The organism is Buttiauxella gaviniae, from assembly GCF_040786275.1.
Classification (GTDB): domain Bacteria; phylum Pseudomonadota; class Gammaproteobacteria; order Enterobacterales; family Enterobacteriaceae; genus Buttiauxella; species Buttiauxella gaviniae_A.
Window position 1 is genome coordinate 3,333,653 of the sequence record NZ_JBFMVT010000002.1, and the last position, 25,403, is coordinate 3,359,055.

Below are 25,403 nucleotides of genomic sequence, written 5' to 3' on the forward strand. Positions count from 1 at the left end.
TTAATCTAGTACGAAAAACAGCCTATGGACAGCCCTGATTCTGGCGGTTGACAGTTGCGATCAATGAGGATCGTGGTGATGCGTATGGCTACAGTCTGGTTCCTCCCACCATTTATGCTTAGTGGTTTTACCAATCCCTGGATTCATGCTGTTTGTCGGATCGTTTTCCTTATAAAACCTTTTTAAACTTTCAGGGGCTTCATACAAATGCCCGACGTTGTGTTCAGCCGGGTACTGCGCGCCTCGGGAGCGGAGCAATTCGAGCATCTGTTCTTTTAAGGCATACACATCAACCCCTTTTTTGACGATGTAATCCTGGTGGAAAACATGGCACATAAAGTGGCCGTAATAGAGGCTGTGGCTTATCTGGCTACTGATTTCCGGCGGTAATTGCTCAAACCACTGCTGATCGTTACGACGCAGGGCAATATCGAGCGCCAGAATATCTTCCACTTCATTGGCATGAACCGCGTGATAGCGCACCGCAGCGCCGGCGGCGGCAAAACGGTGTAAAAACGCTTTCGCCCCTTCACCTGGCGTACAGACGAAAAAGTCACCTTCGGCCTGCTGGAAATAGTTCTCAAGCCAGGTACGTGCTTCGGCAATTCCTGCGCCGGACATCTTCAATAAGAGGTGATGCTCGTATTTCCCGCGCCACTCTTTCATGCGCGGAGGCAAATGGCTTGGGCACCAGCCGCTCAAACGTTGCAAAACGCGGTCGGTAAAGTGAGGTTTCACAAACGGGACTTTCTCAAACCATGCGTCAGTGCGGCCCTTCAACGTGAAGAACAGCGGCATTTTGTCGGTGCCGAGTTTGTCGATCATCATGAAAGTGTCTTTGCCATACACTTCGGCAATGTCGTAAATATCCCGGTGCATGTACTCGCCCGCCACCGGCAGGTTTTCAAAATTAGCCAGAATATGGCGGCGGATCTCGGTCAGCACTTCGGGTTTATTGGTGCCGATGTAAAACACTTCGTTCTGTTTTTCTGCCACGAAAGTATCGAGACGTACCGCAAATACCGCCAGTTTCCCGGCGCAGCCTGAGGCTTCGAACAGGCGGCTTGGGTCGGCGTTAAACCGCGACGGCGTGTCAGCATCCACATCGCGAACGCGTTCGGCGTAATCTTTATCGGAAGCCTGGCGTTGGTCGTGCAGCACATTTTCTGGCTTCACACGTTCATCATCGAGCTTGCCAAGAATCTGCTCGGGGGTGATACCGAGGTCGATGCCCAGGTGATTGACCAGGGTTAATTTGCCTTGTTCATCAATGCGCGCATACAGCGCCATTTCGGTATACGCCGGGCCGCGTTTAACCAGCGAACCCCCGGAGTTATTACAAATCCCGCCAATGACCGATGCGCCAATGCAGGACGAACCAATCACCGAATGCGGTTCACGCCCGAGCGGCTTCAACGCTTTTTCCAGTTGATACAGCGTGCTGCCAGGGAATGCCAGCACCTGCTTACCGCCATCCAGCAGTTGCAATTTATCCAGCCGCAGCGTGCTGATAATGACGATTTCACGATCGTAATCGTTGCCGTTTGGCGTGGAACCTTCGGTCAGGCCGGTGTTTGCCGCCTGCATCAGGATGATTTTGTCCTCGCGCACGCAAAGACTGAGTACGCGCCATAACTCCAGAAGTGTACCGGGGAATACCACCGCCAGCGCATCGCCTTGCCCCGAACGGAAACCTTTGCGGTAACGCGCGGTTTTCGCGGCATCGGTTAAAACATGCTGGTGGCCAATCAGGCGATTAAGTTCGGTGATAAATGTCTGTTTTTGCGTTTCGGTAGAATGAGTCATGAATCCACTCCTTGGGAAAAATTGACGTCTTAAAGCATAGCTCGCAATTCCGTAATGAATACTCTGAAACGCTCGGAAAATCAGCATATAACATCGAAGCGACTCTTCTTACCGCTGTAACGTTGTGGCACACTGCACCTCTTATCACTTCGTGCTGCCCACGCGGCGGCTTGAGAAAGAGAGTAATGTCGATGAAATGGCTCTGTTCTGTAAGTATCGCTGTTAGCCTTGCGCTGCAACCCGCGCTGGCTAGCGAAATGTTTGGCCCACATCCGTTAACCCCGGAAGCGCGAGACGCCTTCGTTACGGATTTGCTGAAAAAAATGACCACTGACGAGAAAATCGGCCAGTTGCGGTTAATCAGCGTCGGGCCGGATAACCCGAAAGAAGCCATTCGCGAGATGATCAAAGACGGCCAGGTCGGGGCGATTTTTAACACGGTTACCCGCCACGACATCCGTACCATGCAAGACCAGGTGATGGATCTTAGCCGCCTGAAAATCCCATTATTCTTTGCCTACGACGTGGTGCATGGTCAACGCACCGTCTTCCCAATCAGCCTTGGCCTGGCGTCATCCTTTAATCTGGACGCGGTGAAAACCGTGGGCCGCGTTTCCGCCTATGAAGCCGCCGATGATGGCCTGAACATGACCTGGGCGCCGATGGTCGACGTTTCTCGCGATCCGCGCTGGGGCCGTGTCTCCGAAGGTTTTGGGGAAGATACTTACCTGACCTCCATCATGGGCCGCACCATGGTGGAAGCCATGCAGGGCAAAAGCCCGGCTGACCGCTACTCCGTTATGACCAGCGTGAAACACTTCGCGGCTTATGGCGCGGTGGAAGGCGGTAAAGAGTACAACACCGTCGATATGAGCCCGCAGCGCCTGTTCAACGACTACATGCCGCCTTATAAAGCCGCGCTGGACGCGGGCAGCGGCGGCGTGATGGTGGCGCTGAACTCGCTCAACGGCACCCCGGCTTCTTCTGATAGCTGGCTGTTAAAAGATTTACTGCGCGACGAATGGAAATTTAAAGGCATCACCATTTCTGACCACGGCGCTATTAAAGAATTAATCAAGCATGGCGTGGCAAGCGACCCGAAAGACGCGGTGCGCGTTGCGCTTAATTCCGGCATCAACATGAGTATGAGCGATGAGTATTACAGCAAATACCTGCCGGAACTGGTGAAAAGCGGTGCGGTACCGATGGCGGAACTCGATGACGCCGCGCGCCATGTGCTGAATGTGAAATATGATATGGGGCTGTTTAACGACCCTTACAGTCACTTAGGGCCGAAAGAGTCAGACCCGCAGGACACTAACGCCGAAAGCCGCCTGCATCGCAAAGAGGCGCGTGAAGTGGCCCGCGAAAGTATGGTGCTGCTGAAAAACCGCCTGCAAACTTTGCCGCTGAAAAAATCCGGCACCATTGCCGTGGTTGGCCCGCTGGCTGACAGCAAGCGTGACATGATGGGAAGCTGGTCTGCGGCGGGTGTAGCCGACCAAACCATCACGGTGCTTCAGGGCATTAAAGGTGCGGTGGGTGACAACGCTAAAATTGTGGTCGCCAAAGGCGCTAACGTCACTGATGAAAAAGGCATTGTTGATTTCCTCAACCAGTACGAGCCAGCCGTAAGCGTTGACCCGCGTACGCCACAAGAGATGATCGACGAAGCGGTAAACACCGCAAAATCTGCCGATGTCGTGGTCGCCGTGGTCGGTGAAGCACAAGGCATGGCGCATGAAGCCTCCAGCCGCACCGATCTTGTACTGCCGCAAAGCCAGCGCGATTTAATTACCGCGCTTAAAGCGACGGGCAAACCGCTGGTGCTGGTGCTGATGAACGGTCGCCCGCTGGCGCTGGTCAAAGAAAACCAACAGGCCGATGCGCTGCTGGAAGCGTGGTATAGCGGTACCGAAGGCGGTAATGCGGTGGCAGACATTTTGTTCGGCGATTACAACCCGTCAGGCAAATTGCCGATGTCCTTCCCGCGCTCCGTGGGGCAGATTCCGACTTACTACAGCCACCTGAACACTGGCCGTCCGTATAACCCGGAAAAACCTAACAAATATACCTCTCGCTACTTCGATGAAGCTAACGGCCCGCTGTTCCCATTCGGTTACGGCCTGAGCTACACCACCTTTAGCGTGTCGGATGTGAAAATGTCTGCGCCTACGATGAAAGCCGATGGCAAAGTTGAAGCGTCTGTTGACGTGAAAAACACCGGCGATCGCGAAGGTGAAACCGTGGTGCAAATGTACGTGCAGGATGTCACCGCGTCGATGAGTCGCCCGGTCAAAGAGCTGAAAGGCTTTAAGAAAGTGACGCTCAAACCGGGTGAAACCCAGACGGTCAACTTCCCCATTGACGTGGACGCGCTGAAGTTCTGGAATGCGCAGATGAAACACGTTGCCGAACCTGGCAAGTTTAATGTGTTTATCGGTCTGGATTCCGCGCGCGTTAAGCAAGGTGAGTTTGAACTGAAGTAATACCCTTTGTTCTTGGCGCTGCGTTAGCAGCGTCAATTACTTTAGGTATACATTTGCAGGTTCATAAGTCGGGTAAGCGCCAGCGCCACCCGACATTAACTCGACGTTAAATACGGCCGCTGCGACACCCATTAGTCTGCTTTTTGTGCCTGGTTTTCCGCCTCTTTTCTCATTCTGCCCGTCTCGTTCCACCAACCTTTAAATTCTCGACTAAACTTTTGCGACTCCATGATTTTTAAGCAAAGAACAATAGCGAGGAAGCACATGAACGTATCAGCGCGTTGGGGTATGGCAGGTTTAGTCTTGTTGGCCGCAGGGGCTCAGGCCGCAGAACCGGTGAAAGTCGGCTCTAAAATTGATACTGAAGGGTCACTGCTCGGGAATATTATTTTGCAGGTGCTCGATAGTCACGGCGTTAAAACGGTCAATAAAGTGCAGCTCGGCACAACGCCTGTGGTGCGTGGGGCGATAACGGCAGGCGAACTGGATATTTATCCGGAATATACCGGTAACGGGGCGTTTTTCTTCAAAGATGAAAACGATCCGGCCTGGAAAAATGCGCAGCAGGGTTATGAGAAAGTTAAAAAGCTCGACGCTGAAAAAAATCACCTGGTCTGGCTCACGCCTGCACCGGCCAATAACACCTGGACCATTGCGGTTCGCAAAGATCTGGCTGAAAAAAACAAACTCACCTCGCTTGACGATCTCAGTGCCTATTTGAAAAAGGGCGGTGAATTTAAACTGGCGGCTTCCGCTGAGTTTATCGAACGCTCTGACGCGCTTCCTGCTTTTGAAAAAGCCTACGGTTTTAAACTTGAACAGCCGCAGTTGCTGTCCCTTGCGGGCGGGGATACTGCCGTAACCATTAAAGCTGCCGCGCAGCAAACTTCCGGCGTTAATGCGGCGATGGCCTACGGCACCGATGGCCCGGTTGCGGCGCTTGGCCTGCAAACTTTGACCGATCCGAAAGGTGTGCAGCCGATTTACGCCCCAACGCCTGTGGTACGTGAAAGCGTGCTGAAGGCTTATCCTGAAATAGGGGACTGGTTAAAACCGGTGTTTGCCTCTCTGGATGCGAAAACCCTGCAACAGCTTAACGCAAGCATTGCGGTCGAGGGGCTGGATGCCAAAAAAGTGGCGGCTGACTACCTGAAACAGAAAGGTTTTGTGAAGTAACGAGGATGTTTGTTTGCTCAATATTCATAATCGCGTCCTGCTGCTACTGGTGATTTTGCTGGTGGTTGCAGGCGCGGCATTACCCTTTATTAATTTTGCCCCTAATCGCCTGGTTTCCGGGGAGTCTATCGCGCTTAGTCGGCTCCCCAACCATGCCGGGCTGCTTCTTTCCCTTCCGGTGATTTTTCTCGCGGCTCTTTCGCTTGTCGCTTGCCGAAACCTCCCGCTATTACTGACCCTATTTTTAAGCGAACTGCTGTTTATCGGCATTTTGCTGGTCTTAGGGCAGACGGCGACGCATTTTGCTGAGCAGGGCAGTACGCTTGCTCGTACATCGCCGGGAAGCGGTTTGTGGCTGTCGTTAACGTTGTGCTTATTGCTCTGCGCCGATGCCATAAACCGGCTGACGCCCAAAGCGCTCTGGCGTTTACTGCTGAATATGCAGGTCTGGATTGTGCCCGTGGCGCTGCTGTGGAGCGGTTTTTTTGCCGATCTTTCGCTGCTAAAAGAGTACGCCAATCGTCAGGATGTGTTTGATGATGCGCTGACGCGCCATCTGGCCTTGCTGCTCGGCACTTTACTGCCTGCGTTGCTGATAGGCGTTCCGCTCGGCGTGCTCTGTTACAGCCGCCCGGGCTGGCAGTCCTCGGTATTTTCGGTACTTAACGTGATTCAGACGGTGCCTTCGGTGGCGCTGTTTGGCTTGTTGATTGCGCCGCTGGCGGGGCTGGCAAAACTTGCCCCATGGCTTGGCGCCATGGGCGTGAGCGGGATTGGCGTGGCTCCGGCGTTAATTGCCCTGGTGCTGTATGCCCTGTTGCCGTTAGTTCGCGGTGTAGTGGCCGGATTGCAGCAGGTGCCGCGCAATATTATTGAAAGTGCCGAAGGCATGGGGATGTCACGCTGGCAGATTTTCTGGCGGGCAGAAGTGCCGCTGGCGCTACCGGTTTTGCTGCGTAGCCTGCGCGTTGTTTGCGTGCAAACCATTGGCATGACGGTTATCGCCGCGCTGATTGGTGCCGGTGGTTTCGGAGCCATTATCTTCCAGGGATTACTCAGTAGTGCGTTGGATTTAGTGTTGCTCGGCGTGATCCCGGTTATCGCGCTGGCGGTTATTCTGGATGCGCTTTTTAAACTGTTTATCTCATTACTTGAGGAAAAACAGCCATGATTGAATTTGAAAACGTCAGTAAATACTTCCAGGGCGAAGCCGCGGTGCGCGATTTGTCGCTAAACATCAAGGAAGGGGAGTTTACGGTGCTGATTGGCACCTCCGGCTCTGGAAAATCCACCACGCTGAAAATGATTAATCGCCTGGTAGAGCATGATACCGGGCGGATTCGCTTTGCCGGAGAAGAGATCCGTAATTTTGATGCGAAAGCGCTGCGCCGCCGCATGGGCTACGCGATTCAGTCTATCGGCCTGTTTCCGCACTGGAGTGTGGCGCAGAATATCGCGACCGTACCGCAACTGCTGAAATGGCCGAAAGCACGAATTAGCGCGCGCATTGATGAATTGCTGGATCTGCTTGGACTCGACGCGGCCCAGTTTCGTGACCGCTACCCGCACCAGCTTTCAGGGGGGCAGCAGCAGCGCGTTGGCGTGGCGCGGGCGCTGGCGGCAGACCCGGAAGTGTTGCTGATGGATGAGCCGTTTGGCGCATTAGACCCGGTCACGCGCGGCTCGCTCCAGCAAGAAATTATCCGCATTCACCAACTGCTTGGGCGCACCATTGTGCTGGTGACGCATGACATTGATGAAGCGCTGACGCTTGCAGACCGCATTGTGCTGATGGACAGCGGGCAGGTGATCCAGCAGGGGACGCCGCTGGAATTACTCACTCGCCCGGCAACGGATTTTGTGCGTGATTTCTTTGGCCGCAGCGAACTGGGTGTGCGGTTATTGTCGCAGCGCCTGGTCGCCGATCGGGTGCGCTCGCAGGAGCGCCTGGGCGGCGAGCCGATTAGCGAAACCATGACGTTGCGTGAGGCGTTATCGCTGTTTGTTGACCGCCAGTGCCAGCAGTTACCGGTCATTAATCAGCAAGGCGAGCCGTGCGGCGTACTGCATTTTAGTGATTTAGTGCGCGGCGAAGAGTGGCGAGGTGAAAATGCGCCTGCTACGTGATCCGCTGTTATGGCTAATTGCGCTGTTTATCGCCCTGCTGGTTGTGCTGCCCTACAGCAGCCCGCTATTTAGCTGGATGTTTCCTGAGCTGGAAAGGCCGCTGTATCAGCAGGACACGTTTATTTCGCTGGCGTTAAAGCATTTCATGCTGGTGGGGATTTCAAGCCTCGTGGCGATTGTGATTGGCGTGGGGTTGGGCGTTGCCGTAACGCGTCCGGCAGGGCTTGAGTTTCGCTCGGTGGTTGAAACTATCGCCGCTGCCGGGCAAACATTTCCGCCGGTGGCGGTGCTGGCGATTGCCGTTCCGGTGATGGGATTTGGTCAACAGCCTGCGATTATTGCCCTGGTGATTTACGGTTTACTGCCGATTTTACAAGGGACGCTGGCCGGAATGGGCACGGTACCGGATGCGACAAAAGAGATTGCTTTGGGGGCAGGAATGAGCCGCTGGCAGATGCTGCGTAAAGTGGAATTACCGCTGGCCGCGCCGGTGATTCTGGCGGGCATTCGTACGTCGGTGATTATTAATATCGGGACTGCGGCGATTGCATCGACCGTGGGGGCCAGCACATTGGGTTCGCCGATTATTATCGGGCTGAGCGGCTTTAACACCGCCTATGTGATTCAAGGGGCCTTGCTGGTTGCGCTGGCGGCAATTGTTATCGACCGCCTTTTTGAACGCCTGCTACGCTACATCACGCGCCATGCAGAATAACGATGTAGCCGACCAGCATTACGCCGCCAATCCCGCCGATAGCCATCACCAGCATGCCGCTCACAAGGGCTATTTTACTTAGTTTCATCTTCGCTCCGGACTCTGTATGTTACGGGGCGATTATAAGATGAAGCGGGCTTGTTAATGAACCTTTAAATTCTGCTTATGCGCGTTGGGGCGATTGCCCGTTGCTCATTAGCGGGAAAATTTGCAGACCTGCGCAGCGCCAAAGTTCAAGTTGGTCAAGCTGGCTATTGGTGGGGGTGTCACCGCACCACACTAACAACGTTTGCTGGGCGAACAGCTCCGGGCGTAACTGGTGTAGCGGGTGGGCCAGCACATCAATACGCCACCCCTGCTGAATCGCCATCCATGCCGCCATCCACAGGCGCGTGGTATCGGGCGTGTCCCATCCCACCAGCAGGGCATCTTTCCCGCTGCGTTTGCGGGCAGATGCGAGACAGATCGCAATGTAATTAATTAGCGCGCCATCCAATAGACTGAGCAGGGTATTCAGGGTGACTTGTTGGCATTGCAGACGGCGGCGAAGGGGGATGTAAAGCTGGTGGACGAGGGTTTCTGCGGGGTAATCACGGCCTATATCGCTGATCCAGGCGCGTAATCGATTTGGGCTACCGCTTTGTAAATGGTGAAGTAACAGCTCCTGGCGTTCACGCCAGCCGCTTTCCAGATCCTGAAGCTCGCCGCTCAACAAGGCTTTGACTTTGCTGACCTGAACACCGTTTTCGATCCAGTGTTTAATTTCGCGGATGCGCTCGAGGTCAGCATCGTCAAACAACCGATGGCCACCATCTGTGCGCTGTGGTTTCAGTAACCCGTAACGTCGTTGCCAGGCACGTAACGTGACAGGGTTGATGTCACAAAGCACCGCCACTTCGCCGATGGTATAAAGCGCCATGTTATCCCCACACTCAGCCCGGGAAGCCCCCGTATAACTGTAGACAGTGCGATGGACTCTGTGTAATTTTTAGTTACATGCGTAACAAAATAATTACATAGAGCGGTTGAGCGCTCTGGCAATTAACCCTCAAAATCGTAGGTCGGGTAAGCGCAGCGCCACCCGACATTAACATGGTATTTTACAAAGAATTAATCGTCGAAATACCAGTAACCCTGATTAACCAGCTCAGTCAGAACGTTAACAAATTCCGGGTTCTGCAACGCAGCGCCCAGTTCTGTTTGACCCACGGTGGTGTAACGGCACAACGCATCTGCCGCCTCGGGAACAGGCGCTTCCATGGCTTCGCTATTGACGAAGAACTCACCGTCAACGTTCAGCACACGCAGGCCGCTCAGGCGCGTGAGGTTTTCACCGCCCAGTAACGCATCAAGAATTTCGTCCTGCTGGTATGGCGGTTCGGCTGGCGCAACGTCCAGTTCGTGACGAGGTGTCGTGACAAAACGGCCAAACCACTGTTTGAAATCTTCTGGCTGATTGATGACTTCCATCATCATGTCGCGCAGGCGATTAAGCTCGTAGCCTTCAATTTTGCCCGGATGCTCGCGGCAGGTTAAATCTGGATCGCTGTAGTGCTCGCCCCCCAGATCGTTTTCCAGGGCGTAATCAGCGAAGCTGCTGATCAAATCACGCCCATTTGGCCCACGGAAACCAACGGAATAGTTAAGCGCTGTTTCATGGGTGAAACCATCGTGTGGGAAACCTGGTGGAATATAGAGAATGTCGCCCGGCTCAAGATCTTCATCAATGATGGGGGTGAACGGGTCAACGTGTAACAACGCCGGATGCGGGCAGAACTGACGCATAGGCAGTTTGTCGCCCACACGCCAACGGCGGCTGCCCATACCCTGAATAATAAACACATCATACTGATCGATATGAGGGCCTACGCCACCGCCGGGTACGGAGAAGGAGATCATCAGATCGTCCAGACGCCAGTCGGGCAACACGCGGAATGGACGCACCAGTTCAGCAGACGGTGCATGCCAGTGGTTAACGGCCTGCGCCAACAGCGACCAGTTGGTTTCACCGAGGGAATCAAAATCCTCAAAAGGCCCGTTAGCGGCCTGCCATTGACCATCGATATGGCTGACCAGACGGCTATCCACTTCGGCTTCCATGGCAAGACCGGCTAATTCATCAGGCGTAATCGGATCGATAAAATTAGGAAACGCATTTTTTAAAATGACCGGTTTTTTCTGCCAGTATTTCTCTAAGAATTCAGGCCAGTCTAAATTAAGTTGATAATCCATTTTTGGGTACCAGTGGAGGATAAACGGGCTCGATTATAGAGAGGGTTCACCACTGGCCGCTTTGTCATGAGTCAAGGCTTTTGGATATGGGTTATGCCTGAAGCTTGCTGCGATGCCTCATTCGTTCAGTTCGCGAAGCAAACGCGTATTGAGGTACAGTTTTTCGCGTCCCGCAGAGACTTCTTCAAGTACGCCAATTTCGACCAGTTGTTTCAAATACACTGACGCTGTTTGGCGCTTCGCAATACCACTCTCTACCAGATTCTCTATCCGGCAGTATGGCTGTGAGAACAACACCTGAACCAGTTCCCAGGAATAGATTTTTGGCAGCTTGTCCCGGATATAGACTTTGGTCGTTTCGATTAGCTCGCGGATGACGGCGATCCTTTTTATTGTCCATAGCGCTGTGTTTTCCACCGCCTCAAGAATAAAGAGAATCCAGGCTTCCCATGCACCCTCTGCGGTAACACTACGCAGTAGCGTGTAATAATCACTCTTGCGTTCAAGTATGAAGCGGGACAAATACAGGATGGGCAGCGTTAGCAACCCGCTTTGGATCAGATACAGAATATTGATGATACGGCCTGTGCGCCCGTTCCCGTCCGGAAAGGGGTGAATGCACTCAAACTGGTAATGCAAAATAGCCATTTTAACCAATGGATCTAACTCATCTTCGGCGTGAATGAATTGTTCCCAATTGGCTAACAGATCTCGTATAACGGATTCACCTTCTGGCGGCGTATAGACAACGTTCATATGCTGATCGCGTAGCACGATGCCTGGCGTCTTGCGGATGTCGGTATCCACGGCGCGTAAGGTCGTGCAAATCTCCATCGTGGTATTGATACACAGTGGGTATGCTGCCAGATGATTAAAACCATTATACAAGGCAGTTCGATAGCGTAGCGCTTCTTTGGTTGCCGGATCAGCCTGCTCTTCACGATCTGCGAACTGGAACAGTTGATCGCTGGTAGTCACAATGTTTTCAATACGCGAAGAATCTTTCGCTTCAAGCATTGGTAGTAGGTTTATCAACAAACTCTGGTCAGGCAGCATCTCTCCGGCAGTTTTTAATTCTGCGAGCGCCGCTCGTGCGTTAATACAGGCTTTCAACACGCTACGTGTTTCAATTTGCTCAATATCAGGAGGTAGCAGGGGAAGTTGATTGTAAGGTCTTTCCGGTGTCCAGGTCATATGTTTAAAAAAACCATTTTTATCGACATGTTCCTGTTATATGTCGATGCCATAAACAGATCAAGGCGATATGTTTAAAAAATCGAGTTTTATCGACATTTGATAAAAACGTGTCGATGGAAAACTGATAAAAACAATACAGCCCTGTCGCAAAAAATGGGAGAATAGTGGCTGTTTATACAGTGAAAGTGGGTTTTATGGCCTTGTCCTCCGCGCAAAAAGCGCAAATCGCCGCCTGGTATAAGGCGCTACAGCAGCAGATCCCGGACTTTATTCCGCGCCCACCGCAACGGCAAATGATTGCCGAAGTGGCGAAAACGCTCGCGGGTGACGAAGGCCGCCATCTGGCGATTGAGGCACCAACCGGCGTGGGGAAAACCCTCTCTTACCTGATTCCCGGCATCGCAATTGCACGCGGGGAAGAAAAAACGCTGGTGGTCAGCACCGCAAACGTCGCCCTTCAGGATCAAATTTTCAGTAAAGATTTGCCCTTGCTGCGCAAAATTATCCCCGATCTAAAATTTACCGCCGCTTTTGGACGTGGGCGTTATGTTTGCCCGCGTAATCTCGCCGCGCTGGCGACGGATAACGTCTCGCAGGGCGATCTGCTGGCTTTTCTGGAAGATGAACTCGCCCCCACCAGCAAAGATGAGCAGCAGCGCTGCGCGAAGCTGAAAACCGATCTTGATGCCTATAAATGGGACGGCCTGCGCGATCACACTTCGCACTCCATCGATGATGATTTATGGCGTCGTCTAAGTACGGATAAAGCCAGTTGTCTGGGACGTAATTGCCACTGGTATCGTGAATGCCCGTTCTTTGTGGCGCGGCGTGAAATTGATGATGCGGAAGTGGTGGTGGCGAACCATGCGCTGGTGATGGCCGCCATGGAAAGCGATGCGGTTCTGCCCGAAGCCAAAAACCTGTTGCTGATTTTAGACGAAGGCCACCATCTGCCTGATGTGGCCCGTGACGCGCTGGAAATGAGTGCGGAAGTCACGCCGGGCTACAGCCGTTTGCAGCTTGATTTGTTCACGAAACTGGTGGAAACCTGCATGGCGCAGTTCCGCCCGAAAAGCCCGCCACCACTCACCGTGCCGGAGCGTTTGACGAATCATTGCGATGAAATTTATGAACTGCTGAACTCGTTCAGTAGCATTGTGTCGCTGTGGTTGCCGGGTGAACAAGAAGCCGAGCATCGCTTTGAGATGGGGATTTTGCCCGGTGAAATTATGGAGATTTGCAAGCGCCTCGCAAAACTCATGGAAGGGTTACGGAGCCTTTCAGAAGCGTTGCTAAACGATCTCAGCGAAAAAACCGGGACTCACGATATTGTGCGGTTGCATCGCTCGCTATTACACATGAACCGCGCGCTGGGTTATTTCGAAACGCAGAGCAAACTCTGGCGGCTTTCGGCGATGGACCAGGCATCCGGTGCGCCGGTGTCAAAATGGGTGACGCGCGAAATCCGTGAGGGCCAGCCGCATCTGTTCTTCCATTGCGTGGGGATACGCGTCAGCGATCAGCTCGAAAAACTGGTCTGGCGCAATGTGCCGCATGTCATTGTCACTTCTGCCACGCTGCGCTCGCTCAACAAATTCGACCGTTTGCAAGAGATGAGTGGCCTGAGCGAAAAAGCGGGCGACAGGTTTATCGCCCTGGATTCACCGTTTAACCATGTCGAGCAGGGTAAACTGGTTATCCCGCGGCTTACCGTTGAACCGACGATGGAAAACGAAGCGCAGCATCTGGCTGAAATGGCTGCGTTTTTCAGGGCCGAACTTGCCAGGGGTGAGCACAAAGGTATGCTGGTGCTCTTTGCCAGCAACCGTGCGATGCAGGTGTTTCTGACCCACGTCACCGATTTGCGCCTGACACTGCTGGTGCAGGGCGATCAGCCGCGCTATCGGCTGGTGGAAACGCATCGCAAACGCGTGGAACAAGGCGAAACCAGTGTGCTGGTCGGTCTGCAATCTTTTGCTGAAGGCCTGGATTTAAAGGGTGAATTACTCAGCCAGGTGCATATCCATAAAATTGCCTTCCCGCCCATTGACAGCCCGGTGGTGCTCACCGAAGGCGAGTGGCTAAAAACCCTGAAACGCTATCCTTTTGAAGTCCAGAGCCTACCGAGCGCTTCATTTAATCTTATTCAACAAGTTGGGCGTTTAATTCGTAGCCACGGCTGTTATGGTGAGGTGGTGATTTATGATCGCCGTTTGTTGACCAAAAATTATGGTCACCGTTTACTGGGTGCATTGCCGGTGTTTCCCATCAGCCAGCCAGAAGCGCCAGCGGCTAAAATGATTGATACCACACCGAAAAAGACGGTGCGGCGCAAACGTGTCAGCAAGAAATAGAAAGGAGATTTTGAGTGGACTACCGTAAGATCATCAAAGAAGTCGGGCGCGGTAAGAACCATGCTCGCGATCTGGATTTTGACACCGCGCGTGGTTTATACGCCCATATGCTCAGAGGCGAAGTGCCGGAGCTGGAGCTTGGCGGCGTACTGATTGCGCTTCGCATCAAAGGTGAAGGCGAGGCGGAAATGCTCGGTTTCTATGACGCGATGAAGCATCACCTGATCTCCCTGACGCCGCCGGTCAACAAGCCGATGCCCATCGTCATCCCTTCCTATAACGGCGCGCGCAAACAGGCCAACCTAACGCCTTTGCTAGCCGTGCTGCTTAATCGACTCGGTTTTCCTGTCGTGGTGCATGGCGTGAGCCACGATCCCTCGCGCGTATTGACCGAAACTATTTTTACGCTGATGGGCATTGAGCCGACGCTACATGCGGGCCAGGCGCAAGCCAAACTTGATTCGCATCATCCGGTGTATATTCCAGTCAGCGCGCTTTGCCCCCCGATGGAAGATCAGCTCGCCATGCGCTGGCGTATGGGCGTGCGTAACAGCGCGCACACGCTTGCCAAACTGGCGACGCCATTTGCAGAAGATGCGGCTCTGCGGCTTGCCAGCGTTTCCCACCCGGAGTATGTCCCGAAAGTGGCGAAGTTCTTTGCAGACATCGGCGGGCGCGGCCTGCTAATGCATGGCACTGAAGGGGAAGTTTATGCCAACCCGCAGCGCTGCCCGCAGATTACGCTTATCGATAGCCAGGGTGCGCGCGTAGTAAGCGAGCGCCAGACGGAAGTCAGCGGCGATGAAATCATTTTGCCAGACGGAAAAGACCCGGAAGTCACCGCGCGTTGGATTGAACGGTGTGTGACAGGTGTTGAACCCATCCCACAATCATTAAGAACGCAAATGGCCTGCTGTCTGGTGGCTACGGGTGAAGTTGCGACGCTTGAAGAGGGAGTGGCCCGCGTTAATCAGACATTCTGATTAAAAAGGGCAAAAAAATACCCGCGGTAATTGGCCGCGGGCAACAAGGGGTACAACGGAGTGAAACAGGGTGGAGCAGAGCTCCAATATGAGGGTTAAATCAAGGCAATACAGCAGGAATTACTTATAGATAACTGCAGTACCGCTCATTTTGCCGTTAGTGTTAGCAGAAGTGATTGAATAGGCTTTTGCGCCCGCAGCTTGTGCTTTATCAGCCAGTTTTGCTTCCAGACCGTCCAGTGTTGTTGCGCCGTCCGCAGAAACCACACCCACTTTATTTAAGTTCTGAGCTTGAGATGGGCTGATGGATTGTGCAGCAAAAGCACCGAAAGAAAGAGTAGAAAGGGCGATGGCGGCTACAGCATATTTGATGGTTTTCATAGTTAATTTCTCGCAGGTTATTCTGTTTAAGGTGACGTTGTTGCGTCGATGTGATTATGGTCACACTTTTAAGCAGAAGAATAAATCGAATAGAATTGACCGCCTTATTCAAAATTTTTGACGTTAAGTTAAATCATTGAAATAAGTGATGATTAGTGAGCGAATTATCAATCTGGTTTCTGGTTTGGCTATGCCGCTTCGTTTTTCGCATCTTTTGCTACACTTTTTGCCATCGCTGGTCTGCTCTGATCTGCAATCGCTTGCGCGCTCTTTTTAGCCTGTTCTGCTCATTTAAGCTTTTATAACGCACAATAAAATAACGGCTTCCTGTAGAGGAAACCGTTATGACAAATACCCGGGAAATAGACTTTTGAGACTATTTATAAATAGTCGCGGTGCCGAACATTTTGTTTTCACCGCTAGCAGAGTTAACAACAAAACCTTTTGCACCTTCTTGTTTCGCTTTTTCTCCAAGCTTGGTTTGCAGATCGTCAAGGTTTGCCGCGCCAGTAACAGAAACGGTGCCTGCAGGGCGGAGCTGACCGGTGTTGGTGTCAGTCAATTCTTGAGCTGCCATGGTAGCAAACGGTAATGCTGCAAGAGTGACAACCGCAGAAAAATACAGCAATTTTTTCATAATCACATCCTCATCACTTTGGGGGCTGATTTAAACAATCATCAGCACTAAAAGTGTAGGTGTATTGTGATAATTAAAAGCCGCAAAAAATTGACTGACTTATGCTCATTTTTTGAACAACATTACTTGACGAAAATCTTACAAATCATAGAGATACAGGCTTATGATTTTGCTGATTTTATCGTGCGTCAGGGCGAATTAAATCGAAGCGATGGGCTTCATCAATGGTGTAATAAGCGGATGGACCGCCCGCTCTTAACACCGGTTTTGCCAGCGCAGTCTGGTAAATGCCGTCTTTAAGCAGCGTTTCATCAATGTGTACCGCGACCACTTCGCCTAAAACCAGCCAGGTATCAATAGCGTTTCCGTCGGCTCCTGTGAGCTGAATACACTGAGAGAGGCGACATTCAAAATTGACCGGGCTTTCCGCCACCAGGCTCGCTTTGACTTTGCGACCGGCCACGGGCGTTAATCCGGCGCGGGCAAATTCATCTTGACCACGCGGGAGGGAAGCGGAGGTTTCATTCATTTGCTCTGCCAGCTCACGCGTGGTGAGGTTCCAGACAAACTCCTTCGTCTCAAGAATATTTTGTACGCTGTCTTTCCAGCCGCTGCTGGCGAAGCCAATAATTGGCGGGCGATAATTAAAGCAGTTAAAAAAACTGTACGGGGCCAGATTACGGTTTCCCTGCATATCGTATGAGGCAATCCAGCCGATAGGACGTGGGCCGATGATGGCGTTGAGCGGGTCATGTGGCAAACCGTGCCCATCGGCAGGTTCGTAGTAATATCTTTTCGCGGACATAAAACCTCTGCTTCAGTGGTGAAATTGGCGCGGTGTATTTACCCCGCAGCCTTCACAGAGTATCTTACGCGCCCACACAAGGAGAAGCCGCAATGAAAACCCCAGCCACCACTAAACCGGGTCTGCACCCCCGAAACCGCCATCGTAACCGTTATGATTTCCCGGCGCTGACGCAAAGTAGCCCGGCGCTTAGCGCGTTTTTACGCCACGGTCCGCATGGCGATACCACGGTTGATTTTGCCGACCCTTTAGCGGTGAAAGCGCTGAATCAGGCGTTGTTGGCGCATTTCTATGGTGTGCAGCAGTGGGATATTCCAGAAGGTTTTCTTTGCCCTCCGGTGCCAGGGCGCGCCGATTATATTCACCATCTGGCCGATTTGCTGGCGGAAGGTAACGATGGCGTGGTGCCTTCTCAGGCTTCAGTCCTGGATGTGGGTGTTGGCGCGAACTGTATTTATCCGTTAATCGGGCAGCATGAATACGGCTGGCGTTTTACCGGCACCGATGTGGATGCCGAAGCCTTGCGTAACGCAACGGCAATTATTGACGCAAACCCCGGGCTTTCACGCCTGATTCGTCTGCGTCGTCAGAAAACGCCGACCGCGATTTTGCCAGGTGTGATTCATAAGAATGAAATGTTTGATGCCACCCTTTGCAACCCGCCTTTCCATGACTCCGCGCAGGCAGCACGCAGCGGTAGCGAGCGTAAACGCGTGAATCTGGGCCAGGATAAGAACGGGGCATTGAACTTCGGTGGGCGCGAGCAAGAGTTGTGGTGTGAAGGAGGCGAAGTCGCTTTCGTTAGCCAAATGGCAAACGAGAGCAAAGCATTTGGCCGCCAGGTGCAATGGTTTACTTCCCTGGTTTCACGCGGGGAAAACTTGCCGCTGATTTATCGTGTGCTGCAGGAAGCGGGCGTGGAGAAGGTGGTGAAGAAAGAGATGGCCCAGGGGCAGAAACAGAGCCGTTTCATTGCCTGGACCTTTATGAACGACGCACAACGCGCTCGTTGGGCCGCTACGCGTTATAAATAATTATATGCCAGGGTTCGCCGGTGGCAGCGTGCCCGCTGCTGCCTGTGAGTCCTGAAGCGCCTGAGCGGCATCCGCACCGGGCTGCATCACCTGCACCGTTTGTACCGGCGGCCGAATCCCTGCGGCATCGAAGTGTTTTTTTACCATCCCATCCAATGCGAACCGCACTGACCACTGTTTTAACGGCTGAGTGGTGAATGAAACTCGCACCGTAAACGCCTGGTTAGTTAGCCCGACGATGCCTGCAAACGACGGTTCGCCAATCACCAGCTTGCGGATATCCTCTTGCTCCATCAATTCCGATACCGCTTCTTTCAGAATGCGGTTAGCTCTATCCACATCTTCCTGCCTGTCCACATCGTAGTTCGCCACAAACGACCCAATACCGCGCACAAAGTTTGCGAAGGTGGTGATCGATGACCACGGAATTATGTGATAAGCCCCGGTGTCCTGACGCACGCCCACCGAACGAATAGACATGCGCTCAACGCTCCCGGTAATCGGCCCGATAGTGACTAAATCTCCGGTATTCATGCCATTCTCAAACTGGATAAAGACGCCGGTAATAATATCTTTCACCAGGGTTTGCGACCCAAAGCTGATGGCTAACCCCAGCGCGCCCGCCCCGGCCAGTAACGGCGCAATATTAACGCCAATTTCCGAAAGCAAAATCATTATGGTAATCGTACTTATCACCACCGCCAGCGCGTTACGGAATAAAGTAAGCAGCGTACGGGTACGCGCGCTGGGCATCGGGCGGCCATGAATATCAGATGCCAGACGGTTTTCAATCAGGCTTGCCAGCAGGGTCCAGCCGACGGCTGAGAAGAGCAGAATCAGAACGATGCGGATCAGTATGTCGATGGTTTTCTCGCCGGTATCGTTCGCAATCCACCCCCATAAATCAAACAAACCCCAGGCGTTGAGCAGCAGCATCACCGCGATGCAGACCGTCAGGATCCGCGCGAGCTTTAACGCCGCAGAAATCCAGCCGTTAAGGCGCTTTTGCAGTTCGGGGTAATTACGCTGCACTTGAGGTGAAAGGGAGATAGTTTTCGCCAACCAACGCGAAAGCATTCCCGAAATAAATGCGGCAATGCTGATAATCGCAAGACTGTGCAGCGAAGCGGCCATCATCAATTTCAGGCTGTTAGCCGGGTCAAAAAGCGAGAAGAAAAACAGAACGATAAAATAGGCGCTCGCCAGCCAGTGCCAGACCAGGGCGAAAGCCCGAATAAACAGGCTGAAAAAGGCCATCGAGCGGTCGGCTAACTGAATCAGACTCTGCTGAATAGGGCGCTTATTATGGAAAATCAGATACAGCGCCCAGAGCGTAATGCACAGCATAATCACGACGTTGGCAATGGCCCCCACCTGGACGTTCACCTGGTTTGAGATAATCGGTACCGCCACCAGAAGGCCGTACCCAATCAGGCTGCTTAATCCGGCGAGGCGGAAATTCCAGTATCGGGCACTTTGGTCGGTCACCGGGAATGGGCGTAGATCAGGGAAACGTGGGCAGAAAATCAATCGCAATATCGCTTTGAAAAATTCGATAAGCGCAAAAGCGTTGAGGAATAACCCTTGTTGACGGGCGATGGTGCGGTTTCCGGCGTTCATCATATCGCTGAAAATTTGCCCGACGAAAATCGTCAACGCCAGTAACAGCAAATCAATAATAAATGCCCCGATAATCATTAGCGGCAAATGGAACCAGCTTGAACGGTCGCGATTCTTTTTGCGCCCCCATTTTCCCATGCGTGACCAGACCGGCGTCATACAGGCGCGAACCGCCAGATAGAAGGCGAAAACGCTGACCACGAGCATCGTGAAATGTGTCAGGGCGTTATAGAAGGTTTGGGGATTAAACGCTTTGTGCGGGGCGTTGGTGATGTTCCGGTGCAGTTGAGCGAAACGCTGCGCCAGTTCACCCCCGTAATGGCGGCTCACGTCGGTCACGTTTTCGAGAACCGTTTTGTCCTCGCTGAGTTGCTCCGGAGGAACAATGGCGGGTACCGGTTCTGGCGGCGGCGTGGCGGCCACTTTGCGCAATTGATCAATCAGTTCGTTACGCGACTGCGAGTTATCCAGTACATCTGCCAGTGCCGAATAGGCTTTCTTTTTTTCTTCAAGATTAGGTTCAGCGGGTGGAGTGGTGGCGTTTTGGGTAGACGTTGCGGCTACAGCGGCGGGAAGCGTCACCGCTTGGGTTTGAAAGCTAAGCAGGCTGCATAGCAGTAACAGGATCCACGGCACGGCGCTCCTCCAGGCTGAGAAAGTCAGGCAAAGAGATAAGTATAGAGAGTTGGGCGCGGCGGGCAGGAAAACGGGAATTATCTGGTAATGCGGAATGTTATGTCGGGTGGCGCTGCGCTTACCCTAGCTACAGAAAATACGACACAGGGCTGTTCGTAGGGCAGATAAGCGTAGCGCCATCTACCCAAAGGCAGTGGCGCTATGCTCAAACTAAATTACGAAACGTGCTGCAAGAATTCTTGCAAACGCTGACTTGGTGGGTTCTCAATCAGCTCTTGTGGATTGCCATCTTCAGCGATGCGGCCTTTATCAATGAAGATCAGGCGCGAGGCAACTTTGGCGGCAAAGCCCACTTCGTGCGTCACGATAACCATCGTCATGCCTTCTTCGGCCAGATCCTGCATAACCTTCAATACTTCGTGGCGCAGTTCCGGGTCGAGGGCTGAGGTTGGCTCATCAAACAGCATCATTTTCGGTTTAACCGCCAATGCACGGGCAATCGCCACACGCTGTTGCTGACCACCGGAGAGTTCTGACGGATAGTGGTGCGCACGTTCGGCAAGACCCACTTTCGCCAGCAACTCTTTCGCCAGTTGATCGGCAGCCTCTTTCTTCAGGCCACGGACACGAATCGGCCCAAAGGCGACGTTTTCCAGTGCGGTCAGGTGCGGGAACAGGTAGAACTGCTGGAACACCATGCCTGCTTCCTGACGAATCAGGCGCTCATCGACTTTCGGGTCGTTTACTTTCAGCCCGTCAACAAACAGGTCACCGCTGGTGATGTCTTCAAGCTTGTTGATGCAGCGCAGCAGCGTAGATTTACCGGAACCGGATGGCCCGATAATAACCACCACTTCGCCCTGTTTAATGTCGAGGTCGATATTGTGCAGCACCTGGGTTTTGCCGAAGTGCTTAGAAACGTTTTTAAATTCAATCACAGGATTTTCATCCTTCTTTCAAGGCGACGCAGCACGAAGCTCAGCACCAAAGTAATAATCAGATAGAAGACCGCAACGGCGCTCCAAATCTCCAGCGCACGGAAGTTACCGGCAATAATCTCTTGCCCTTGACGGGTCAACTCAGCCACACCGATGACGATGAACAGCGAGGTATCTTTAATGCTGATAATCCACTGGTTACCCAATGGCGGCAGCATACGACGCAGCGCCAGCGGCATAATCACATGGCGAATGGTTTCGCGTTTAGACAAACCGAGCGCCAGACCTGCTTCCTGAAAACCTTTATGAATCGACAGCACGGCGCCGCGGGTAATTTCCGCAATGTAGGCACCTGAGTTGATCATAATCGTCACGACAGCGGCGGTGAACGGGTCGATGCGCAAGTCAGGGATTGCCATCGGCAATGCGAAGTAAATAAACATCACCTGTACGACAATCGGCGTACCGCGAATGACTTCGATGAACACTAATGCGATGTGGTTGGCAATCCAGCCGCCGTAAGTACGGGCGAAGCCAGCTACTAAGCCAATGATCAGGCCGCCAAACAAGCCAATGACTGAAATTAGCAGCGTCATTTTGGCGCCTTCAATCAAAAGCGGGATTGCAGGCCAGATGGCACTCCAGTCGAACTCCATGATTAATTCCTATTGTGTACCGTGGTTCAAAAATAGCAGGGGCGAAAGCCGCCCCCGAGGTCTTACTTAAATCATTTTAGATTTATTATTTTGGTTCAGTGCCGAACCATTTTTTGTAGATTTCGTTGTACTGGCCGTTCTCTTTCAGGGTTTTCAGCGCGCCGTTCACTTTAGTACGCAGGTCGTCGCTGCCTTTAGGGAATGCGATACCATATTGCTGTGCTTCCAGAGATTCGCCCACGGCTTTGAATTTGCCCTGGCCTGCGGTCTTGATGAAGTACAGAATGTTTGGCGTATCGTGCAGAACCGCGTCAGCGCGGTTGGTACCCAGTTCCATGTAGGCGTTGTCGATGTTCGGGAACTGACGCAGATCTTTCGTTTTGATGTTAGCTTTCGCGTAATCAACAGAACCGGTGCCGCTCTTCACTGCAACCACTTTGCCGTCGAGATCTTTTACGCTTTTAACCGCGTCGTTATCCGCTTTAACCATCACTAACAGGCCGCTTTTGTAGTAGCCATCAGAGAATTCGATCGCTTTTTTACGTTCGTCGGTGATGGTGATACCCGCCAGCGCCAGGTCAATGTTTTTGGTTTGCAGAGCAGGAATGATGCCGCTGAAATCCATTGGCTTGAGGGTGTAATCTAATTTCAATTCTTTCGCGATGGCATCCCATAAATCGATATCAAAACCGACGTATTTGTCGCCTTGTTTAAATTCGAAAGGAACGAATGCGGTGTCGGTCGCAACGACCAGTTTCTTGTCAGCGGCATGGGAAGAAACCGCAAAAGCCAGGGTGAGCGCAGCAAGTGAAACTTTCAAAATCGACTTCATAGCATTTCCTTGTTTATCCATGGGGCAATCCCCTGCATCAGTAAGCCGCTACATGAAAAAATCATGCCAACTTTTCAACTTACTGTTTTGCAAGGATGTGAATATGTAACATTGCACAATAATGGTTGCAAGCCTGTTGCGATGCACTGTTATGGTGCCCAGTTTTGGTGCGTGATTTTAGAGGGGAACCCGGAGAGTAGTTTTACCGCAGATTAAGGCGATAAAACAATCGTCTGTTAACGATTGTGTGAAGTGATTATTACAAATGAGTAACTTGTGCGCTAAGGATAAACAATTTAATGCGCTAAAAGAGTGCAGTCACCCTCCCTAAACGGGAGGGTGTGATAACAAGCTGCTAGCAATTATTCGATATTAGACTCGATAAACCACAGGAATTTATCCAGATCGCGCGAGGCGGCGGTCAAAATATCGGCGGTGTCTTCATCTTTAGCTTCGCCAATCGCTTTGCGAACATCATTTGCCACAATAGCGTAACGATCCGCCAACTCTTTCAGGTGATCCTGAACGGTGTGAATGTCAAGCGGATAGCTTTTCAGCGGTGTTTTGCTGTTAATGACTTGTGTGGTCCCCAGTGCTACGCCTCCGAGTTGAACGGCGCGTTCTGCCATGGTGTCGAGATGGTCAGTGAGTGCGGTGCGGAAACCGTCAAGCATTTCATGAACGGCGATAAAGTTAGCACCACGCATGTTCCAGTGCGCTTGCTTGGTAATTAACGACAAATCAATGAACTGGATGACCTGGCGATTTAGCAGCTCGATGGTGGCTTTTTTTTCGCTGTCTGCAACATCGTTACGGGTATACAGCAGATTAGTAGATTTGGTTTTTACCAGTTTAGCGGTAGTCATAATCTTTCGTCCTCTTGATGTTATGTCCAATGAATTACCGGAAATAAGTATAGCACCGGATCTCAGGCTCACCGGAGAAGGTAATAACTATCAGACAAATAGCTATAAAAGCTAATTCACATCTATGGGGGTAATCTGCGTTTCGCGCTTGAGGGTAAGCGTCGATCCTATCGATGCAGCAATGATTGAAAGCAATGCAAGCCACTGCACTAGAGTGAGGTGCTCACCCAGGAATAACATACCGGATAACGCCGCCAGTCCGGGTTCCATACTCATCAGCGTGCCGAATGTTCGCGTCGGTAAACGGGTGAGGGCAATCATTTCCAGCGAGTAGGGCAGCGCCGTTGATAAAACCGCTACGCCAAGGCCAAGCGGCAGAAGCGACCAGTGCCACAGTGCATCCCCGGTTTGTAATACGCCAATTGGCACGAAGATGACGGCGGCGATGCATGAACCAAAAGCGACCGTAGCCGGGCCGTGATCGACACCTGCTTTTTGCCCAAACAGAATGTAAATCGCCCAGCAAGCCCCGGCACCCAGTGCAAAGGCTGCGCCGGCTAAATCGACGTGGGAAATAGACTGCCCCAGTGGCAGCAAGAACCACAGACCGAGTACGGCCAAAATCACCCAGACAAAATCGACTGCCCGGCGAGACGAAAATAGCGCCACGGCAAGGGGGCCGGTGAACTCCAGCGCTACGGCGATGCCAAGCGGCACTGTCTGAATAGATAAATAGAACAGATAATTCATGCCGCCTAAAGCCAGGCCATACATCAATAGCGGAATGCGCTGCTCCGCTTTGAAACGTAAGCGCCACGGTTTGAAAATAATTACCAGAATCAAGGTACCTAGAGCCAGGCGCAACGCGGTTACGCCCGGTGCGCCGACAAGAGGGAATAATGATTTTGCCAGTGATGCGCCACTTTGAATCGAAGTCATGGCAATCAAAAGAACAACGATAGGCAACCAAACGGGGGTCTTACGTGGCGATAACGGCATCCTGCTTCCTGTCAGTCAGTGTCTAGTTAAGTCAAGAATATAAAAGTAACCCCAGTGTAAATGATTAAGTTATGGCTGGTTGAGAATTCATTGAAAAAAATAATGGCCTAATGCAGTACTATAAGTGGGTGATCGATTAAGATTTGTTCAGTTAAGTTTAAGAATTATCTGGATGACGAGGGTAGTCTTCACGCCAATAATTGTGGCGCTTTTTAATAAAAAGCTCGCAATTTGAATGGCCTGCAATGTAATGGAAATGTTCTGTTACATGAAAGGATTCGTTAGACAACGTAAATGTCGCAGAGTTTCGTACACATTTTTGATATATTAAAAACTTAGAAGTTACTTGAAGCACATTTGAGGTGGTTTATGAAAAAAATTGCATGTCTTTCAGCACTGGCTTGTGTTCTGGCCGTTTCCGTTGGTACCGCATCTGCAGCAACTAGCACCGTAACTGGTGGCTACGCTCAGAGCGATATGCAGGGCGTTGCTAACAAAGCTAGCGGTTTCAACCTGAAATATCGTTACGAAAACGACACCCCATTGGGTTACATCGGTTCCTTCACTTACACCGAGAAAAACCGCTCTGAAGAAGGCGTCTACAGCAAAGCACAATACTACGGCATCACTGCGGGTCCAGCTTACCGTCTGAACGACTGGGCAAGCATCTACGGTGTAGTGGGTGTTGGTTACGGTAAAGCACAGGCAACTGCTGCTGAAGACAAAGCTGATTCAAGCGACTACGGTTTCTCCTACGGCGCAGGTCTGCAGTTCAACCCAGTTGAAAACGTTGCTCTGGACGTTTCCTACGAGCAGAGCCGCATCCGTAACGTTGATGTTGGCACCTGGATCGCAGGCGTGGGTTACCGCTTCTAATTTCACTTTAACGAGTGAAAATAAAAATCCGCCCAAGTGGCGGA

The 25,403-nt window shown here is 52.1% G+C and carries 23 protein-coding genes; 9 read left to right on the forward strand and 14 right to left on the reverse strand.

From position 1 onward, the window contains the following. Window positions 1-60 precede the first annotated feature (60 nt). Window positions 61-1,806: a D-lactate dehydrogenase gene (dld, locus tag AB1E22_RS16035; protein ID WP_367596228.1), complete on the reverse strand. Its 1,746-nt coding sequence runs from the start codon at window positions 1,804-1,806 to the stop codon at window positions 61-63. A gap of 191 nt (window positions 1,807-1,997) precedes the next feature. Between dld and bglX the strand changes: the two genes are divergently transcribed. The 5 genes from bglX to AB1E22_RS16060 all read left to right on the forward strand — a co-directional run bounded on the left by bglX (window position 1,998) and on the right by AB1E22_RS16060 (window position 8,313). After that, window positions 1,998-4,295 carry a beta-glucosidase BglX gene (gene bglX / locus AB1E22_RS16040; RefSeq protein WP_367597383.1) on the forward strand — a complete coding sequence of 766 codons (2,298 nt, stop codon included), beginning with the start codon at window positions 1,998-2,000 and terminating at the stop codon, window positions 4,293-4,295. A 264-nt stretch (window positions 4,296-4,559) separates the two neighbouring features. After that, a complete protein-coding gene (gene osmF, locus AB1E22_RS16045; protein WP_367596229.1) occupies window positions 4,560-5,471 on the forward strand; it encodes a glycine betaine ABC transporter substrate-binding protein OsmF in 912 nt (303 codons plus the stop codon). Between the two features lie 13 nt (window positions 5,472-5,484). Further along, window positions 5,485-6,642, forward strand: coding sequence for an ABC transporter permease (locus tag AB1E22_RS16050; protein WP_367596230.1), 1,158 nt, complete (start codon window positions 5,485-5,487; stop codon window positions 6,640-6,642). Next, entirely contained in the window at window positions 6,639-7,598 is a 960-nt protein-coding gene (locus AB1E22_RS16055) for an ABC transporter ATP-binding protein (RefSeq protein WP_367596231.1), read from the forward strand. The genes AB1E22_RS16050 and AB1E22_RS16055 overlap by 4 nt, the downstream gene beginning before the upstream one ends. Further along, entirely contained in the window at window positions 7,582-8,313 is a 732-nt protein-coding gene (locus tag AB1E22_RS16060) for an ABC transporter permease (RefSeq protein WP_367596232.1), read from the forward strand. Before AB1E22_RS16055 ends, AB1E22_RS16060 begins: the two co-directional genes overlap by 17 nt. On the opposite strand, the gene AB1E22_RS16065 is transcribed toward AB1E22_RS16060, so the two are convergent. From AB1E22_RS16065 to fic, 4 genes are all read right to left on the reverse strand, one after another. Continuing rightward, a complete protein-coding gene (locus tag AB1E22_RS16065; RefSeq protein WP_367596233.1) occupies window positions 8,294-8,401 on the reverse strand; it encodes a hypothetical protein in 108 nt (35 codons plus the stop codon). The two genes, AB1E22_RS16060 and AB1E22_RS16065, sit on opposite strands and share 20 nt — an antisense overlap. A 75-nt stretch (window positions 8,402-8,476) precedes the next feature. Further along, window positions 8,477-9,232, reverse strand: a complete 756-nt coding sequence (locus AB1E22_RS16070; protein WP_367596234.1) for a MerR family transcriptional regulator — start codon at window positions 9,230-9,232, stop codon at window positions 8,477-8,479. A 191-nt stretch (window positions 9,233-9,423) separates the two neighbouring features. Beyond that, window positions 9,424-10,545, reverse strand: coding sequence for a ribosomal protein uL16 3-hydroxylase (locus AB1E22_RS16075; protein WP_367596235.1), 1,122 nt, complete (start codon window positions 10,543-10,545; stop codon window positions 9,424-9,426). A gap of 117 nt (window positions 10,546-10,662) precedes the next feature. Next, window positions 10,663-11,739, reverse strand: a complete 1,077-nt coding sequence (gene fic / locus AB1E22_RS16080) for a protein adenylyltransferase Fic (RefSeq protein ID WP_367596236.1) — start codon at window positions 11,737-11,739, stop codon at window positions 10,663-10,665. A 197-nt stretch (window positions 11,740-11,936) separates the two neighbouring features. Here fic and dinG point away from each other — a divergent pair, with 197 nt between their 5' ends. Together dinG and ybiB are read left to right on the forward strand one after the other, a co-directional pair. After that, the gene (gene dinG / locus AB1E22_RS16085) at window positions 11,937-14,096 is read left to right on the forward strand and encodes an ATP-dependent DNA helicase DinG (RefSeq protein ID WP_367597384.1); all 2,160 of its coding nucleotides are present in this window, start codon (window positions 11,937-11,939) and stop codon (window positions 14,094-14,096) included. Window positions 14,097-14,110: 14 nt separating this feature from the next. Further along, complete coding sequence (gene ybiB / locus AB1E22_RS16090; RefSeq protein WP_367596237.1) at window positions 14,111-15,079, forward strand: DNA-binding protein YbiB; 969 nt, start codon at window positions 14,111-14,113, stop codon at window positions 15,077-15,079. Window positions 15,080-15,199: 120 nt separating this feature from the next. Here the strand turns inward: ybiB and ybiJ are convergent, their stop codons facing one another. From ybiJ to AB1E22_RS16105, 3 genes are all read right to left on the reverse strand, one after another. Next, complete coding sequence (ybiJ, locus tag AB1E22_RS16095) at window positions 15,200-15,460, reverse strand: DUF1471 family protein YbiJ (protein WP_367596238.1); 261 nt, start codon at window positions 15,458-15,460, stop codon at window positions 15,200-15,202. Window positions 15,461-15,836: 376 nt separating this feature from the next. Next, window positions 15,837-16,097, reverse strand: coding sequence for a DUF1471 family periplasmic protein McbA (gene mcbA, locus AB1E22_RS16100; RefSeq protein ID WP_367596240.1), 261 nt, complete (start codon window positions 16,095-16,097; stop codon window positions 15,837-15,839). Window positions 16,098-16,275: 178 nt separating this feature from the next. Further along, a complete protein-coding gene (locus tag AB1E22_RS16105) occupies window positions 16,276-16,902 on the reverse strand; it encodes a flavin reductase family protein (protein ID WP_367596241.1) in 627 nt (208 codons plus the stop codon). Window positions 16,903-16,994: 92 nt separating this feature from the next. Here AB1E22_RS16105 and rlmF point away from each other — a divergent pair, with 92 nt between their 5' ends. Continuing rightward, entirely contained in the window at window positions 16,995-17,936 is a 942-nt protein-coding gene (gene rlmF / locus AB1E22_RS16110) for a 23S rRNA (adenine(1618)-N(6))-methyltransferase RlmF (RefSeq protein ID WP_367596242.1), read from the forward strand. On the opposite strand, the gene ybiO is transcribed toward rlmF, so the two are convergent. The 6 genes from ybiO to rhtA all read right to left on the reverse strand — a co-directional run bounded on the left by ybiO (window position 17,937) and on the right by rhtA (window position 24,483). Then, window positions 17,937-20,192 carry a mechanosensitive channel protein gene (gene ybiO, locus AB1E22_RS16115; protein WP_367596243.1) on the reverse strand — a complete coding sequence of 752 codons (2,256 nt, stop codon included), beginning with the start codon at window positions 20,190-20,192 and terminating at the stop codon, window positions 17,937-17,939. Between the two features lie 215 nt (window positions 20,193-20,407). Then, the gene (gene glnQ / locus AB1E22_RS16120) at window positions 20,408-21,130 is read right to left on the reverse strand and encodes a glutamine ABC transporter ATP-binding protein GlnQ (protein ID WP_367596244.1); all 723 of its coding nucleotides are present in this window, start codon (window positions 21,128-21,130) and stop codon (window positions 20,408-20,410) included. Further along, window positions 21,127-21,786, reverse strand: a complete 660-nt coding sequence (gene glnP / locus AB1E22_RS16125; RefSeq protein WP_367596245.1) for a glutamine ABC transporter permease GlnP — start codon at window positions 21,784-21,786, stop codon at window positions 21,127-21,129. Before glnP ends, glnQ begins: the two co-directional genes overlap by 4 nt. Window positions 21,787-21,871: 85 nt before the next feature. Further along, a complete protein-coding gene (gene glnH, locus AB1E22_RS16130) occupies window positions 21,872-22,618 on the reverse strand; it encodes a glutamine ABC transporter substrate-binding protein GlnH (protein WP_367596246.1) in 747 nt (248 codons plus the stop codon). A 362-nt stretch (window positions 22,619-22,980) separates the two neighbouring features. After that, window positions 22,981-23,484 carry a DNA starvation/stationary phase protection protein Dps gene (gene dps / locus AB1E22_RS16135; RefSeq protein WP_367596247.1) on the reverse strand — a complete coding sequence of 168 codons (504 nt, stop codon included), beginning with the start codon at window positions 23,482-23,484 and terminating at the stop codon, window positions 22,981-22,983. A 111-nt stretch (window positions 23,485-23,595) separates the two neighbouring features. After that, window positions 23,596-24,483, reverse strand: coding sequence for a threonine/homoserine exporter RhtA (gene rhtA / locus AB1E22_RS16140; RefSeq protein WP_367596248.1), 888 nt, complete (start codon window positions 24,481-24,483; stop codon window positions 23,596-23,598). 369 nt (window positions 24,484-24,852) lie between these two features. Between rhtA and ompX the strand changes: the two genes are divergently transcribed. Further along, complete coding sequence (gene ompX / locus AB1E22_RS16145; RefSeq protein WP_367596249.1) at window positions 24,853-25,359, forward strand: outer membrane protein OmpX; 507 nt, start codon at window positions 24,853-24,855, stop codon at window positions 25,357-25,359. The last annotated feature ends 44 nt before the right edge of the window (window positions 25,360-25,403 follow it).